The sequence below is a fragment of the Qipengyuania flavescens genome (assembly GCF_029688735.1).
In the GTDB taxonomy this organism is placed as follows: domain Bacteria; phylum Pseudomonadota; class Alphaproteobacteria; order Sphingomonadales; family Sphingomonadaceae; genus Qipengyuania.
In genome coordinates, this window is the sequence record NZ_JARULD010000003.1 from 56,938 (window position 1) to 72,872 (window position 15,935).

Consider the following 15,935-nt stretch of genomic DNA (forward strand, 5'->3'; position numbering starts at 1 on the left):
GTCGGAATCCATGACCACAAGCTATCGTCGCCTTGTCCTGCATCCTTTTGTCGTCCTGCTCATGCTGGTCGCGATGGTGTTCGTGACCGCGGCGGATGCTGCTGCTTGCGGCGCCGAAGTGGCGCCCGGAAGCACGCCCGTTCTGGCTTCGCTCGACAGCGCGTCCGCGTCATCCGCAGCTACCGACGAAGTTCCGGGTGATTCGGATGCGCCGACCGAGCAACACGGCATGTGTGGGCACGGCCATTGTCATCATGGGGCAAGCTTTGCCAGCACCGTGCAGAAGGATTCGGTCCCTCATTTGGTTGTGGTTCCCGATGCGCCTCCCTCCGAGGCGCTCGCTTCCGACATTACCGACCGACTGAAGCGCCCTCCTCGCGCCTGACGACCGTCACCGCGCTGCATGCCGCAGCGCAGTTCGGATTGTCAGCAGAGGAATTTTCGGAAAATGTTAGCCATTCATTGGCGAGGAGTCCTCCTTGGAGGGCTGTTCCTCGCCGCTCATGCCACGACCGTGGCGGCGCAGGAGCGTGAGCTTCTGACGCTCGAAGACGCGCTGAGCCGCTCAGGTGTCACGGGCGAAGTCGATGAAATCTCCGCGAACCCGCGTATGGTGGGACCGCGCGCCGAAGCGGATGCCGCTCGCTCGCTCGTCGGACAGGCGCGTCTCCGACCGAACCCCGAAGTTTCGTTCGAGGTCGAGAATATCGCCGGAAGCGGCGCTTTTTCCGGACTGCGGGCTACCGAATACACGCTTGCGGTGGGGCAGCGCCTTGAACTTGGCAACAAGCGGGGGACCCGGGTCGAAGCTGCCCGGGCGCAAGCACAGCTTGCAAACCTTCGCGCCGACCTGTCCGATGTCGAACTCGGCTACCTCGTCCGCGAGCGATATGTCGCAGCGGCGGCCGCTGCATCGCGCGTGGAACTGGCCCGCGATGTGGTCGAACGGAACGAAGAGCTCGCTCGCATTGCAGGACTGCTGGTCGAAGTAGGCCGTGAGCCACCTTTGCGCGCCTTGCGTGCAGAGGCGGCTCTGGCAGAGGCGCGCGCCGAATTGCAAGCGTCTCAAGCGGCCAGTCTCGCGGCGCGCACTGCTCTCGCGTCTCTCTGGGGCGTTCAGGACGTGCCCCCTGTAGTCCCGGCGGACTTTCCGGACATCCGGCCACCTGGAGTTGCACTGGCTGCGGCGAGAGGGCTCCAGTTGCGGGTGGCGCGCGCCGAAAGCAGGGCTGCTGCGGCAGATATTGATCGTGAGCGCAGCTTGCGCGTTCCCGATCCGGTCGTCTCGGCCGGTGTGCGCCGTTTCGAAGAAAGCAACGACAACGCATTCCTTGTAGGCGTCTCGATCCCGCTTCCGTTCAGCAATCGCAATCAGGGCAATATCGCGGCTGCAGAAGCGAGGCTTCGCGCCGCAAATGCACGCGAGGCCGTGGCACTGGCGGATTTTGAACAATCGGTAACCCGGGCGCGGGCGCAGTATCTCGCTGCTGAGGCGCGCGTCGAAACGCTTTCCCGGACATCGCTGCCCCAGGCCGAAGAGGCGCTGCGGCTTGTCCGCATCGGCTACCGCAACGGCCGCTTTCCGTTGATCGAGGTGTTGAGCGCTGCCGAAGCGCGCGATGCAATTCGTGAAGCCCTGATCGCTGCCCAGCAGGACCGGGGGCAGGCTGCTGCTGAATTGATCCGGCTGGCCGCACAATGAGGAATATTCAAATGAACCGCAAGAAACTGGCGATCATCGCCGGAATCGTCATTTTCGCTACAGCTTTGCTTCTGATGCTTTGGCCTGACAGTGAAGTCGATACCGGTGGCGTCGAAGAAGCAGCCGAAACAGAATTGCCGGAGGGCCTCGTTCTGATCGGCGAAGAACAGATTCGGGCTGCCGAAATTGTAATCGGTACAGTACGTTATGGTGCATCCGTCGACCTGGTATTTCCGGCCACGGTAGCCGCTAGTCCGACCGCAAGTGCGCGTATCGATGCGCGCGCATCGGGTGTGGTACGCACTGTGGGCAAGACGCTTGGTGATTATGTCCGCCAGGGCGAGACTGTTGCACGGATTGAAAGCGCCGATGCTGCTGCGCTCGCCTCGCAGCTCAGTGCAGCTCGTGCTCGCGTGACCGAACTGTCGTCGGCATTTGATCGTGAACATCGCCTTTTCGAGGCGAATGTTACCGCACGGCAGGATCTGGAAGCCGCGCGCGCCAATCTCGATGTCGCCCGTTCCGAATTGAACCGGGCCCAGGCCGCGGTCAGCGCTGCCGGGGTAAGCGGTGACGGTCGCTCGCTCGCCGTCACCAGTCCCCTATCCGGACGCGTGACGGCTGCGCCAATCGTACTTGGCTCCTTCGTCGATGCCGGCGAGGAACTGTATCAGGTCGTCAATCCGAACGGTCTCCAGGTCGAAGTCGCGCTACCGTCGGAAGATGCCTCGCGCATCCAGCCCGGCGATGAGGCAGCACTGATTGTTGGCGATGGTCGCGAGATCGGCGCGCGCGTACGCTCTGTCACGCCTTCGCTCGATCCTGAAAGCCGAAGCGCGACAGCTGTCCTCAGCATCTCGCGCGCTGTTCCAGGTCTTCAGCCTGGCTCGTTCCTTCAGGCTCGCATCCGCCCTTCGGGAGAAGTGGATCAGACCCTTATCGCGGTTCCTGAAGATGCCGTGCAGGTGCTTGAGGGCCGCGATGTGGTGTTCGTCCGGACTCGCCGCGGGTTTCAGGCGCGCGAGGTGGAAACGGGCAGCCGATCCGCCGGGATGGTGACGATCCTGTCCGGCCTCGAAACGGGTCAGCGTATCGCGACCGCCAATGCCTTCCTGCTGAAAGCCGAGCTCGAAAAGGAGGGCGCAGAACATGGCCATTGATCAAACGTCGTCCCATTCGGACGAGAATAGCCATCACCATGGCCTGATCGGGATGATCCTCGATGTTGCCGTGCGATTCCGCTGGGCGATTATCGTCCTCACCATTTTCGCGGCAATCTATGGCGCATTCAATCTGTTGCGCCTGCCGATCGACGCGGTGCCGGATATCACCAACACACAGGTGCAGATCAATACCAGCGCGGCTGCGCTTTCGCCTTCTCAGGTGGAGACGCAGGTGACCTTTCCAATCGAAACCGGGCTTGCCGGGATCGAGGGATTGGAGATGACCCGATCGATTTCGCGCAACGGCTTCAGCCAGGTCACCGCCATCTTCGAGGAAGGCACCGACATCTACTTTGCTCGCCAACAGGTGAACGAACGTCTCGCGCCGATCGGCGCCTCGCTGCCTGAAGGGGCGGAGCCGACCATGGGGCCAATTTCCACCGGGCTTGGCGAAGTGCTCATGTATACAATCGAATACGAGCATCCCGGCGGCAAGGGAGCGACCACAGGCGGCCGGACTGGGTGGCAGAGAGATGGCAGCTTCATAACCGAGCGCGGCGACCGGCTGGAAAGCGAGGTCGCCAAGGCTGCCTATCTGCGTACTGTGCAGGACTGGGTCGTGGCACCCCTCATGCGTTCGATCGACGGCGTGGCCGGGGTCGATTCAATCGGCGGTTTCGAGAAGCAATTCCTCGTTCAGCCCGATCCGGCACGGCTTACAGGCTACGGCCTGTCTTTCGACTCCCTGATCAATGCGCTCGAGGCCGCCAATCTCGCGGCGGGCGCCAATTTCGTGGACCGGGCCGATGAAGCCCTGCTCGTTCGCGTCGATGCGCGACTGGGCGGAATCGCCGATATCGAGGAGGCTGTCGTCGCGACGCGCGAGGGTGTGCCCATCCGCATCGGCGATGTAGCGAATGTCGAAATCGGGGGCGATCTGCGCACGGGGGCTGCTTCGCTGAATGGCGACGAAGCGGTCGTCGGCACTGTGTTGATGCGCAGCGGTGAGAACAGCCGCACCGTATCGGCTCAGGCGGCAGACCGACTGGAAGAGGTGCGCGCATCGCTACCCGACGGCGTGGTGGCAGAAATTGTCTATAACCGCTCTTCGCTTGTCGATGCGACGATCGCCACGGTCGAAAAAAACCTGGTCGAGGGCGCCTTGCTGGTTATCGCGGTGCTGTTCCTCCTGCTCGGCAATATCCGGGCCGCCATTATCGCGGCCCTGGTCATCCCGATCTCGATGCTGATGGCGGCCATCGGCATGAACAGGCTGGGCGTCTCGGGCAATTTGATGAGCCTCGGCGCGCTCGACTTCGGCCTGATCGTCGATGGCGCGGTGATCATCGTCGAGAACAGTGTCGCGCGGCTTGCCACGCGCCAGCATCGCGAAGGCCGGCTGCTCAGCCTGGGCGAACGCCTTACCGAGACGCGGCTTGCCGCGCAGGAGATGATCAAGCCGACGGTCTACGGACAGGCAATCATTTTGCTGGTCTATGCGCCGCTGCTCACCTTCACCGGGGTCGAGGGCAAGACGTTTTCGCCAATGGCGATTACGGTCATGCTCGCGCTGGCTTCGGCCTTTGTGCTGTCACTCACCTTCGTGCCCGCGATGATTGCGGTCCTGCTTAACAAGAAGCTGACCGAGAAGGAGGTGAAACCGATCCGTATGGCAAAGGATCGCTACGGTCCCGCTATTCGCAAGACCATTGCGCGTCCTTGGCCGGTTATCGGTGCTGGTGCTGGCCTGTTTGCTGTCGCGGCAATAATGTTCGGCTTTCTTGGCAGTGAGTTCACTCCCCAGCTCGACGAGCGCGACATAGCGGTGCAATCGCTTCGGATTCCTTCGACCTCACTCGAACGATCCTTGGCGATGCAGCGGCGGGTCGAAGACAGGCTCGAGGAGTTTCCGCAGGTCGAGCTGGTCTTCTCGCGAACCGGTACGGCAGAAGTCGCCAGCGATCCCATGCCGCCCAACGCATCGGATGCCTATGTCATTCTGAAACCGCGTGAGGAGTGGCCAGACCCGGATTTGCCAAAGGATGAACTCGTTGGCGAGATGGAGAGTGCACTTGGCGGTCTTGTCGGGAACCTGTACGAGTTCAGTCAGCCTATCGAACTACGTTTCAACGAACTGATCGCAGGCGTACGCGGCGATGTGGCGGTCAAGCTGTACGGCGACGATCTCACCGCACTGACCGAAGCGGCGGGCGACGTTGCAGGCGTACTTCGCGGTGTCGAGGGTGCGGCCGATGTAAAGGTGCAGCAGGTGACGGGCTTTCCGACGCTCGACATCGCTTTCGATCGTCCCACCATCGCGCGGTACGGTCTCACGGTCGAGGACGTGGCGCAATCCGTTGCCATCGCCCTTGGCGGCCGACCGGCGGGCCTGGTGTTCGAAGGCGACCGCCGCTTCGATGTCGTCGTACGCTTGGCAGACGCAACGCGCGACGATTTCGACCAGCTAGGAGCCCTGCCGATCGTCCTCGAAAACGGCGTCACGGTTCCGCTGCGAACGCTGGCCGATTTTGAGGTCGTCGATGGTCTCGCCGAAGTCCGGCGCGAACAGGGTCGCCGGCTCGTCATCGTTTCCGCCAACGTCCGCGAACGCGATCTCGGTTCCTTTGTCGAAGAAGCGCAGGAAGGTGTTTCGGCCCAGGTCGATCTGCCCCCTGCCTCCTTCATCGAGTGGGGCGGGCAGTATCAGAACCTGCAGGAAGCGCAGGCTCGGCTCGCGATCGTGGTGCCCATCTGCTTCGCCGTTGTCCTGCTCCTGCTGTACATGGCGCTTGGTGGATGGGTTCCGGCCCTGGCGGTGTTCAGCGCCATCCCGATGGCCTTGGCGGGCGGTGTGTTTGCCCTCGTGTTGAGAGGCATGCCCTTCTCGGTATCGGCGGCGGTCGGCTTTATTGCCCTGTCGGGTGTGGCTGTGCTCAACGGTCTCGTCATGATGACCGCGATCCGGCAGCGTCTTGAAAGTGGTATGCCACTTGATGACGCGATCGCAGATGGCGCGCTCGCGCGCCTGCGACCGGTGTTGATGACCGCGCTGGTGGCCTCACTCGGCTTTGTACCCATGGCTCTTGCAACCGGAACAGGGGCCGAAGTGCAGCGTCCTTTGGCTACGGTCGTCATTGGCGGCCTGATCACTGCGACCGCACTCACGCTGTTCGTCCTTCCCGCGATCGCGCGGCTCGTACTGCACAGTTCCGACGACGAGCGAAGCTGGCGCGAGAAGTGGTGGGACCGTCTGCGTCGCAATGTGACGAGCGATGAAGAGCGCGAACTGAAGGACATCGCATGACCGATCGGGAAAGGAGAATACGGTGCTGGCACTGAAGGAAGAGAACGGACTGCTCTGGATACGCGCCGGAGGCAGGCTGGAGGATGAAGACTATAACCGCTTTGTTCCCCAATTCGAACGTATCGCGGAGCGCGAGGCCGGCACCGTCCCGATGGTAATCGAGCTCGCGCCTGATTTTTCGGGCTGGGACCTCGGAGGTCTCTGGCGCGATCTCAAGTTCGACGTCCGGCATAAGGATTGTTTCGGCCGGATCGCCATAATCGGTGACAGCAAATGGGAAGAGTGGGGCACGGAGATGTCATCGTCGCTCTTCCGCGCCGAAATGAAGTTCTTCCAACCATCACAGCGTAGTCATGCCGAAAGCTGGGTACGAACCGGGGAGGACGCAGCATGAGTGGCGGTCATGAGGTCGATGTCGGGTCGCCTGAAAAGCGCAAGACCCTGTGGGTTGTCCTGTGGCTTAACGTGGCCATCGCGATCGGCTTTTTCGCGGTCGGGTATTTTGCCGATTCCAACGCGCTGTTGGCAAACGGCCTCGATAATTCATCGGATGCAATCGTCTATGCGCTCAGCCTGCTTGCGCTAACCCGCTCGCGGACCTGGAAGCGCGGAGCCGCGCGCTTCTCCGGCATCATGCTGCTGATCTTCTCTGCTGGGGTCATTTTCGATGCTTACCGTCGGTTCGTGGAAGGTTCCGATCCGGGCGGCATGCTGATGATGGCGATGGCGTTCGTCGCGGGATTGGTGAATCTCTACTGCCTGCGCCTGTTGCAGAAGATGGAGAACAAGGACGTCAATATGCGGGCGGCGACAACGTTCAGCTTCAACGACTTCATCTCCAATGGCGGGATCATCATCGCCGGCATCGTTGTGCTGATTACCGGTGCCAACTGGCCCGATCTGGTGGTCGGAATAGCGGTCGCCTGCATAGCGCTCTACGGCGGAGTGCAGATCCTGCGCGATACGCATATGGATGTGCATGAGGAGGCGGGGACCGTCCACGGCGAGAAAAGGAATTGACGCTATTCGATACTTTGTTTGCCGCGCAGGACCTTTCGCGGGTCCTTGTCCTGGCGATGCTAGCAGGCATCGGGGTCATGATTGGCGGCAAATTGGCGAAAGGCAATTGGAACTTCCTGCATCCGCTCCTGCCAGGCGGCGTTTCGGGTGCCTTTACAGCCCTTGCCGTCTTGCTAACTCTTCCGCTGGGACAATCCCCTCTCACCCGCTGGGCACTCACTGGTTTGATGCTGGCGGGCGGGCTGCTACTTCTGCTTTTCAGCGAGCTTGGCCGATACGCAAGACTCAGACGGGGTGATGACGGACCCGAGCGATGTTTCGATAGGCCAACCCTGGTTCGTCGCATCTCGGTGTCGATTGCGTTCGAAATCCTGCCTTACAGCGTTCTCTTGGGTGCTGCCGCTGCGGCATCCGCCACGACAGCAGTGGCGGTGTCTGCAGCGCTTGTTTTTGCGAACCTGGAAATAGGACGCCAGGCGATCGATGAATACCGATCCGCCCAAGTGAGCAGGATGGACCAGCTTGCGCTACTTGTCCTCTTTTCCCTGCTTTTCATCGGCATCGCTCTCTTGACCTTTTGGGCGCTGCACGGATTCACCGACAGCGGGCGAGGTTGGCTAGCGGCTATTATCCCGGGCTTTCTTATAGTTGCATCGGCGCGCGCGCTGCTTCGCATGGGAACCGGATCGGTCGCCGCCAATCACATGACGCTCCCGGCATTTGTCGGAGGATTCGCCCTGCTCGGCCTCGCGATCTCGGCGCTTGGAGAACTGTCGCGCGAACTCGATGTTTCGAACAGCACGTTCCAGCATTCCCCCGCGCAGTCCGTTACGACGACCAAGAGAAGAGAAAAAGGAGGCAGGTAATGGCACAATCCGGCGGTCATGCCGGGCACAGTCACGGCGAAGAGAACATGAGCGACGGCCGCCTTGTATTGGCCGTCGCCCTCAACGTCCTGCTGACTGTTGCCCAGATCATCGGGGGGATATTGTCGGGTTCGCTCGCACTGATCGCCGATGCGCTGCACAACTTCAGCGACGCGGCATCGCTTGGACTGGCTCTGTTTGCGAGGCGGATCGGGCGCCGGCCAGCCGACAAGCTTATGACCTTCGGCTATGCTCGTGCGGAAGTCGTGGCAGCTCTCATCAATCTGACGACTTTGCTTATCATCGGCTTCTATCTGCTCGTCGAGGCGATCAACCGTTTCGCAGACCCTCAACCCGTTGAGGGGTGGACCGTAATCTGGGTCGCCGGGATAGCGTTGGTGATCGACGTGGTTACGGCGGTGATGGTCTACGCCAGCTCGAAAAACTCCCTCAACATGAAAGCCGCCTTTCTGCACAATGTGTCCGATGCGCTGGCTTCGGTCGGTGTGATCGTGGCTGGCGTACTCATTCTGCGATACGAACTTTATATCGCCGATCTGATCATCACCGTGGTCATTGCTGCCTATGTGATCTGGCAAGGCGTCACTTTGTTGCCTCGCACGGTGCGGCTCTTGATGGGTGCGGTGCCGGACGAAAGCGAGTTCGATCGCATTGTGTGCGACCTGCGTGACACAGAAGGCGTGGCCGACGTCCATCACGTCCATATCTGGAGCATCAGCGAGCATTATCGCGCGCTTGAGGCGCATATCGTTCCTGCCGAATCTTCGTTGCAGGCTTTCGAGGATGTGAAGGCGCGGGCTCGCGGTATGCTCGAGACGCAGCACGCCATCGCCCATGCAACGTTCGAAGCCTGTCTCGCTGCGGACTGTGATCCGGACATGATCCCGGACCATCAGGTCGAGAAGAACCATCACCATGACCACGACCATTGACAAGCGCGGCGATCGGGTCGGTCGCTGTGGGCAAGCAGCTTGGCAGCGCACGGCATGAACCGCCCTGCAACTCGTAAAATGAGGACCAACGAATGAAAGCATCCGATCTCATGGTCGCCGCACTCGAAGCCGAGGGAGTCGAATATGTTTTCGCCGTTCCAGGCGAAGAGAACCTGGATCTCCTGGAATCGCTGCGAACTTCCGCCATCACGCTGGTTCTGGCCCGTCACGAACAGGGCGCTGGCTTCATGGCGGCGACCTATGGCCGCCTGACCGGCAAGGCAGGTGTGTGCCTGGCAACGCTCGGGCCTGGTGCCACGAACCTGACCACACCGGCGGCCTATGCCGCGCTCGGGGCCTTTCCGCTCGTCATTATTACCGGGCAGAAACCGATCAAGACCTCGAAACAGGCCCAGTTCCAGATTGTCGACGTCGTTTCCCTGTTTACGCCGCTCTGCAAGGCTTCGACCCAGATCGTGAACGGCAATCGCATTCCCTCGCTCGTTCGCGAAGGGTTCCGTCTGGCGCAGGAAGAAAGACCCGGAGCCGTCCTCCTGGAACTGCCCGAAGATATCGCTGAAGAGGAAACGATCGAACCGGTCATACCGCCGCATGACAGGCGTTATGCGGTCGCCGGAGATGCTGCGCTCGACGAAGCGGCCCGGCGTATTCTTGCTGCGGAACGGCCCTTGCTATTGATCGGAGCTGGAGCGAACCGCCGCCGCGCTTCGAAAGCGTTGCGCAAATTCGTGTCTGATACCGGCTTTCCCTTCTTCGACACCCAGATGGGCAAGGGCGTGGTCGATGAAGATAGCGAACTCTATCTGGGCACTGCGGCGCTATCGTCGGGCGATTATGTTCACTGCGCGATCGAGAAGGCCGATCTGATCGTCAATATCGGTCACGACGTGGTGGAGAAGCCGCCCTTCTTCATGGAGCCGGACGGTCAGACCGTCATCCATATCAATTACAAGGCGGCTGAAGTCGATCAGGTCTACTTCCCGCAGCTCGAAGTCATCGGCGACATCGCCGGATCGGTCGAGCGGCTGGGAAGCCGCCTCGATGGCAAGCTGCAGTGCGACCGCAGCTATTATACCGCCCTGCATCACGAGATTGCTTCGCACATCTCCGAGACCAGCGACGACGAACGTTTTCCGATGGTCCCCCAGCGCGTGGTTGCCGACGTACGCAGCGTAATGGCGCGCGATGATATCGTTGCGCTCGACAACGGCATCTACAAGATCTGGTTCGCCAGAAACTACATCGCCCACGAGCCTGGCACCATCCTGCTCGACAATGCATTGGCGACGATGGGCGCGGGCCTTCCATCGGCCATGATGGCTGCGATGCTGGCGCCGGGGCGCAGAGTGCTCGCGGTATGCGGCGATGGCGGGTTCATGATGAACTCGCAGGAACTGGAAACGGCCGTCAGGCTTGGACTGAACCTTGTCGTTCTCGTTCTGAATGATGCAGCATACGGGATGATCCGCTGGAAGCAGGACCAGCTTGGCTTTCCGGACTACGGCCTGACCTTTTCCAATCCCGACTTTGTCACCTACGCACAAAGCTATGGAGCGACCGGCCACCGTGTCGAGCGAAGCGCGGATCTGGTTTCGGTCCTGAACGCCGCATTCGAGGCTGGCGGCGTGCACCTTGTCGACCTGCCCGTCGATTATTCCGAAAACAAGAAGGTGCTGATCGACGAACTCGGCGCAAAGGTGTGCGAGCTATGAAAACGATCGTTCACAATCCCTTCGACCGCTCGCCGATTGCAGAAGTAGCGCTTGTCGACTGGGCTCAAATCGATGAATGGCTGAATGAAGCGCAGTTGCTCCACCGCGACCGCCATGGCTGGCTTGCCGTGCACGAGCGTATCGCCATCCTCCGGCGGGCTGCGGATATCATGCGCGAACGAGCCGAGGATCTGGCTCTCCAGATCGTCAGGGAGGGCGGCAAACCCCTGGTCGATGCGCGCGTGGAAGCCAGTCGCGCAATCAACAGCGTCGACTTGTGCGTTCAGGCGCTCAGCGATGGCGGCGGTCACAAGATCCCCATGGACCTGACAGAAGCGGGTGCGGGAAGGACGGCATATACATTCCGCGAACCGATCGGTCCTGTCGTGGCGATCTCGGCATTCAATCACCCCCTCAACCTGATCGTCCATCAGGTTGGACCGGCGGTAGCAGCCGGGTGCCCCGTTCTCATCAAGCCTGCGCTGGAAACGCCTCTGTCATGCCAGAGCTTCGTGAGCATTCTTCATGAAGCCGGCCTGCCCGAGGCCTGGTGCCGGTTCGCACCTTGCGGCAACGATATTGCCGAAAGAATGGTAACCGATCCGCGCACGGAGTTCTTCTCATTCATCGGTTCTGCGAAGATCGGCTGGATGCTTCGCTCGAAGCTGGCGCCGGGAACCCGCATTGCTCTCGAGCACGGCGGCGCGGCGCCGGTAATCGTGGACAGCGGCGTGGAGCGCGCAGCAGTGATCGCCTCGTTGCTCAAAGGCGGGTTCTATCATTCGGGTCAGGTCTGCGTTTCCGTGCAGCGCGTGTACGTCCCTGCTGCAGAATTGAAAGACTTCGCTCATGACCTAAGGCGAGCTGCCGAAAAGCTGGTAGTGGGCGATCCCGCCGATGCTGAGACCCAATGCGGACCCCTGATCCGAACGGAGGAAGTTGACCGCGTCGAACGCTGGGTCGATGAAGCCATCGCAGCAGGAGGCACCCTGGTGTGCGGGGGAAGCCGTCTGAGTGACACTCTTTTCTCCCCGACCGTCATTGTCGATCCTCCCGAAAGTGCCAAGATATCCCGGGAAGAAATCTTCGGCCCCGTGATCTGCGTGTATGGCTATGACGATATCGACCTGGCTATCGAGCAGGCCAATGCCCTGCCTTACGCCTTTCAGGCCGCTGTATTCAGCGATCGGCTGTCAATCGCCAATCATTGCATACAGTCTCTGGCGGGATCGGCTGTGATGGTGAACGACCATACGGCATTCCGCGTGGACTGGATGCCTTTTGCAGGGCTGCGCCGCTCCGGGCTTGGCGTCGGCGGGATCCCCTACACTATGGCGGATATGAGCATTGAAAAAATGGCCGTCTGGAACTGGCCTGCGGCGGCATCATAGCCCGTTCGACAGACCCGGGATGGCGACACGGGCAGCTTCGCACTCGTCGGCCTTTCCCGAAGTTAAGTCTCTTATGGGCGGCCGACAAAAGCCGTGCATTGGCGAGCCTGACCGAACTGGCGCACGAGGCGCGGACATCAAGGCTCGGCGGTACCCGCAAGTGCATCGATGATGCGGCAATCGCCTACAGTGTCTTGCTCGCAGGCAGCGATCATACGCCCAAGTTCCGTCCGCAACGCCTCCAGGCTCGCGATCTTGCGCTCGACCTCGCCGAGATGGCTTCTGGCCAGAGCGTCGATGCCCGCGCAGGACCGGTCGGCATCATCGGAGAGATCGAGCAATTCCCTGATGCGTGCCATGGAGAAGCCGAGATCACGCGCGCGCCGTATGAAGTTAAGGCGCGCTTCCTCTGCTGGTCCATAATCGCGATAATTGGCCCGCGTGCGTGGAGGGGCAGCGAGGATACCCTCACGCTCGTAGAAGCGGATTGTTTCGGATTTGACGCCGGTTATCCGGGCAAGTTGACCAATTCTCATGACAAAGGCTCCTGCCGCTTGACCTTGTAGTTACTACAAGGTGCATAGGGCGGATCGACGCAAGGAGTCGAGTAAATGGGAAAGACCTGCTGCGGCCCCGATGAGGCCGGTGCAAACAACAACGATCCGACATGGCGGCGCATTCTGTGGATCGCACTGGGCCTTAATGCAATCATGTTCGGCGTGGAGATCGTGGCAGGCATTGCTGCGGATTCGCGCGCCTTGCAGGCCGACGCGCTCGACTTTCTCGGTGATGCGGCAAACTATGCTATCAGTCTCGGTGTAGCGGGGATGGCGCTCGTCTGGCGCGCGCGTGCGGCTCTCGTAAAGGCGGCGACCATGCTGGCTTTCGGCCTGTGGGTGCTCGGCTCGGCCATCTGGGGTTTCTTTGTCGGGGCGTCGCCCGACCCGGGAACGATGGGCGCCATCGGTTCTCTTGCTCTGGCGGTAAATCTCGCCGTCGCCGCGATGCTGTTCCGGTATCGCTCGGGCGATGCGAACATGCGCTCGGTGTGGATCTGTTCGCGCAACGACGCGATCGGTAATATCGCCGTGCTGGCGGCAGCGATTGGCGTTTTCGGCACCGGCCGTGCGTGGCCCGATCTGGTTGTGGCGAGCATCATGGCAGGACTGGCGGTGTGGGGAAGTGCCGAAGTCTCCAAACAGGCCCGTGGCGAACTGCGCTCTACCTAAACTCCAGAATATCCCCGCGATCGGGGGTTGGAGGAAATACATTTCCGTCTACACCCTGCTATTGCGGATTAATTGCAACAGATATAGAGACCCCTCATGCATCGCATCGTCTCCGCCACCGTCCATCCGGCACTGCGGCTCATTCTGCTGGCGCTTGCGCTGTGTCTGTCCGTCACCGCGAACGCGGAAGAACCCGACGTGCGAACCACCTGGCGTCTGCTCGATTATATCGCGGTCGACTACGCCTCCGCCGTTTCCGAGGGACGTGTTGCCGACGAATTCGAATATCGCGAAATGGTGGAGTTTTCCGATGTCGTGGCGCGGCAGATCGCTGCATTGCCGGATACTAAAGACAATCAAGCACTCATCCGCCGATCGGACCAGCTGCGAGCTCTGATCGCCAATAAGGAACCCGCCGAGCGAGTTGGGCGCTTAGCGCGCGCGCTGGCAGCCTCGTTGCTGACAGCCTACCCGGTTCCGCTTGCCCCTTCGCAAGCGCCCGACCTTGACCGCGCCCGCACTCTCTTCGCGCAGAACTGCGCCTCGTGTCACGGCGCCGCCGGAAGTGCGCCACCGGCCGCAATGCAGGCACTTGATCCCCCGCCGATCGACTTCACCGATATCGACCGGGCGCGGCAGCGCAGTGCGTTCGGGCTTTACCAGGTCATCACGCAAGGGCTGGAAGGAACGTCCATGGCCAGCTTCGCATCGCTGTCCGACGAGGATCGCTGGGCGCTTGCATTCCATGCCGGCAGCATTGCTTTTGAAGATGTGGCCAAGGGCGAGCGTATTTGGCGGGAAGATGATGGCATACGCCAGCTTGTCCCCGATCTCGAGACGCTCGCCGCGCTCACACCGGAAAGTCTGGCCGAGCAGATCGGCGAGGACCGTGCGCTCGCCGTCATGGCCTATCTTCGCGCCAATCCCGATGCGGTGGGACAGGCAAATGACGCAGGTTCGCTCGCCTTCGTTCGCGATACGCTCGATCGCAGCCTGTCAGCTTATCGGGCTGGCAACCGAGAGGAAGCGCGGCAGCTTGCCCTGTCTGCCTATCTCGACGGGTTTGAACCCCTGGAGGCCCTCCTGGCAACGCGCGATGGCGGTTTGATGCGGGAGGTAGAACAGGCGCTCGGGCAATTCCGGGCCGGAATAGAGTCCGGTGCGAATCCATCCGAACTACAGCAACTAAGGGCTCGCATCGATAGTCTGCTGGCAAGAGCCGAGGAAGCGTTGGCTCCTGAGGCGGCCAGCGAAATCTCGACCTTTCTCGGGGCGTTCACCATTCTCCTGCGCGAGGGGATCGAAGCAATTCTGGTTGTGATCGCCATGATCGCCTTTGTGAAAAAGTCGCAGCGCTCCGAGGTATTGCCCTATATCCATGGTGGGTGGATCGCTGCTCTTTTCGCAGGTGTCGCCACCTGGGTCGTAGCAACCTACTTCGTAAGCATCAGCGGGGCGAGCCGCGAGATGACCGAAGGGATCGGCGCGCTGCTTGCGGCTGTCATTCTCGTATCGGTCGGGATCTGGATGCATGGCAAATCCCAGGCCGAGGAATGGCGGCGCTATATCCAGGAAAAAATGGGCAAGGCGCTTTCGCGCGGATCGGCATGGTTTCTCTTTGGTCTTGCATTCGTGGTCGTCTACCGGGAAGCGTTCGAGACTATCCTGTTCTACGCTGCCCTGTGGAACCCGCAGAGCAGCGGCATCATACTGGCAGGTGCCTTGTCCGCAGTAGCGCTGCTGGCGCTCATTGCATGGGCCATGCTGCGCTACAGCCGCAAACTGCCGATCACCCAGTTCTTCCGCTACAGTGCTATCCTGATTGCGATCCTTGCGGTCATTCTCGCGGGCAAGGGCGTGGGCGCTTTCCAGGAGGCCGGAGTTCTTTCCGCCACTTTCATTGCCGGCTTGCCGCGCCTCGCCGAACTCGGCTTCTTCCCGACTGTCGAGACGATCGGCGCGCAATTGCTCACGCTGCTGGCCCTGATTGCCGGATTTCGGGTAAGTCGATCACCATCGGGACCGCAGCCGGCAGCTGTCGAGGGATAGGAGATCCCGGTTTGCGATCAGCGGGGTCCGGTGCCGAGACGGCGCGCGAGCCACAAGGTGGCCGTGGGAACCGCGACCCACATCACGATCGGTACCAGGCCGATTTTGGTCCCGGGCACAAGCGGCATGATTGCACTATAGGACCACCCCCAGTCGGCACCGACAGCCAGCACTTCGACCATGGCAGTAATGGCCAGGCCGATTCCCAGGAACACGACAAAACGCGAGATCGGCCAGTCTACGAGCCACGGCGTTTTACCACTGCCGACAGAGGCGCCGAGATAAGCGGCCACCATGATCCCGGCATCGCCGAACGAGGCCAGGCCGCAGCGACGTGCTGCCTCGGCAGGCGACAGACCTCCCGACTGGTAGAAAGGAAGCTGGAGCATCTCCCAGGCGAAAGCGATGAGAATTCCGAATATCGCGATCCAGAGGGCTGGATGAGCACCGCGCCATTCGCGCGATTCCTCAGAGATTTGGTCCTGATCCTGCATCGTCTGATTCGTCACTCCTGCGATCTCCGTC

General features: G+C 61.1%; 14 protein-coding genes. 12 read left to right on the forward strand and 2 right to left on the reverse strand.

Annotated elements, in window-relative coordinates:
* The first annotated feature begins 10 nt into the window (after nt 1-10).
* The 10 genes from P8R33_RS10100 to P8R33_RS10145 all read left to right on the forward strand — a co-directional run bounded on the left by P8R33_RS10100 (nt 11) and on the right by P8R33_RS10145 (nt 12,132).
* On the forward strand, nt 11-385 hold the full coding sequence (locus P8R33_RS10100) for a hypothetical protein (protein ID WP_156843013.1): 375 nt from the start codon (nt 11-13) through the stop codon (nt 383-385).
* Between the two features lie 63 nt (nt 386-448).
* Complete coding sequence (locus tag P8R33_RS10105; RefSeq protein WP_156843014.1) at nt 449-1,702, forward strand: TolC family protein; 1,254 nt, start codon at nt 449-451, stop codon at nt 1,700-1,702.
* An 11-nt stretch (nt 1,703-1,713) separates the two neighbouring features.
* Nucleotides 1,714-2,862, forward strand: a complete 1,149-nt coding sequence (locus tag P8R33_RS10110) for an efflux RND transporter periplasmic adaptor subunit (protein ID WP_156843015.1) — start codon at nt 1,714-1,716, stop codon at nt 2,860-2,862.
* Between the two features lie 43 nt (nt 2,863-2,905).
* Nucleotides 2,906-6,169, forward strand: coding sequence for an efflux RND transporter permease subunit (locus tag P8R33_RS10115; RefSeq protein WP_156843026.1), 3,264 nt, complete (start codon nt 2,906-2,908; stop codon nt 6,167-6,169).
* Between the two features lie 22 nt (nt 6,170-6,191).
* Nucleotides 6,192-6,563 (forward strand): SpoIIAA family protein, encoded by a 372-nt coding sequence (locus P8R33_RS10120; RefSeq protein WP_156843016.1) that lies wholly within the window; start codon nt 6,192-6,194, stop codon nt 6,561-6,563.
* Complete coding sequence (locus P8R33_RS10125) at nt 6,560-7,189, forward strand: cation efflux transmembrane domain-containing protein (RefSeq protein WP_156843017.1); 630 nt, start codon at nt 6,560-6,562, stop codon at nt 7,187-7,189. Before P8R33_RS10120 ends, P8R33_RS10125 begins: the two co-directional genes overlap by 4 nt.
* Nucleotides 7,186-8,055 carry a hypothetical protein gene (locus P8R33_RS10130; protein ID WP_156843018.1) on the forward strand — a complete coding sequence of 290 codons (870 nt, stop codon included), beginning with the start codon at nt 7,186-7,188 and terminating at the stop codon, nt 8,053-8,055. Before P8R33_RS10125 ends, P8R33_RS10130 begins: the two co-directional genes overlap by 4 nt.
* Nucleotides 8,055-9,008 (forward strand): cation diffusion facilitator family transporter, encoded by a 954-nt coding sequence (locus P8R33_RS10135; protein ID WP_156843019.1) that lies wholly within the window; start codon nt 8,055-8,057, stop codon nt 9,006-9,008. The genes P8R33_RS10130 and P8R33_RS10135 overlap by 1 nt, the downstream gene beginning before the upstream one ends.
* Nucleotides 9,009-9,100: 92 nt before the next feature.
* On the forward strand, nt 9,101-10,741 hold the full coding sequence (locus P8R33_RS10140; RefSeq protein ID WP_156843020.1) for an acetolactate synthase large subunit: 1,641 nt from the start codon (nt 9,101-9,103) through the stop codon (nt 10,739-10,741).
* Nucleotides 10,738-12,132, forward strand: coding sequence for an aldehyde dehydrogenase family protein (locus tag P8R33_RS10145; protein WP_156843021.1), 1,395 nt, complete (start codon nt 10,738-10,740; stop codon nt 12,130-12,132). Before P8R33_RS10140 ends, P8R33_RS10145 begins: the two co-directional genes overlap by 4 nt.
* A 137-nt stretch (nt 12,133-12,269) precedes the next feature.
* On the opposite strand, the gene P8R33_RS10150 is transcribed toward P8R33_RS10145, so the two are convergent.
* Nucleotides 12,270-12,668, reverse strand: a complete 399-nt coding sequence (locus P8R33_RS10150; protein WP_060703638.1) for a MerR family transcriptional regulator — start codon at nt 12,666-12,668, stop codon at nt 12,270-12,272.
* A 75-nt stretch (nt 12,669-12,743) separates the two neighbouring features.
* Between P8R33_RS10150 and P8R33_RS10155 the strand changes: the two genes are divergently transcribed.
* A complete protein-coding gene (locus P8R33_RS10155) occupies nt 12,744-13,361 on the forward strand; it encodes a cation efflux transmembrane domain-containing protein (RefSeq protein ID WP_010240550.1) in 618 nt (205 codons plus the stop codon).
* Between the two features lie 96 nt (nt 13,362-13,457).
* Nucleotides 13,458-15,410 carry a cytochrome c/FTR1 family iron permease gene (locus P8R33_RS10160; RefSeq protein ID WP_156843022.1) on the forward strand — a complete coding sequence of 651 codons (1,953 nt, stop codon included), beginning with the start codon at nt 13,458-13,460 and terminating at the stop codon, nt 15,408-15,410.
* Nucleotides 15,411-15,427: 17 nt separating this feature from the next.
* On the opposite strand, the gene P8R33_RS10165 is transcribed toward P8R33_RS10160, so the two are convergent.
* On the reverse strand, nt 15,428-15,919 hold the full coding sequence (locus P8R33_RS10165) for a hypothetical protein (RefSeq protein WP_224801916.1): 492 nt from the start codon (nt 15,917-15,919) through the stop codon (nt 15,428-15,430).
* Between the last annotated feature and the right edge of the window lie 16 nt (nt 15,920-15,935).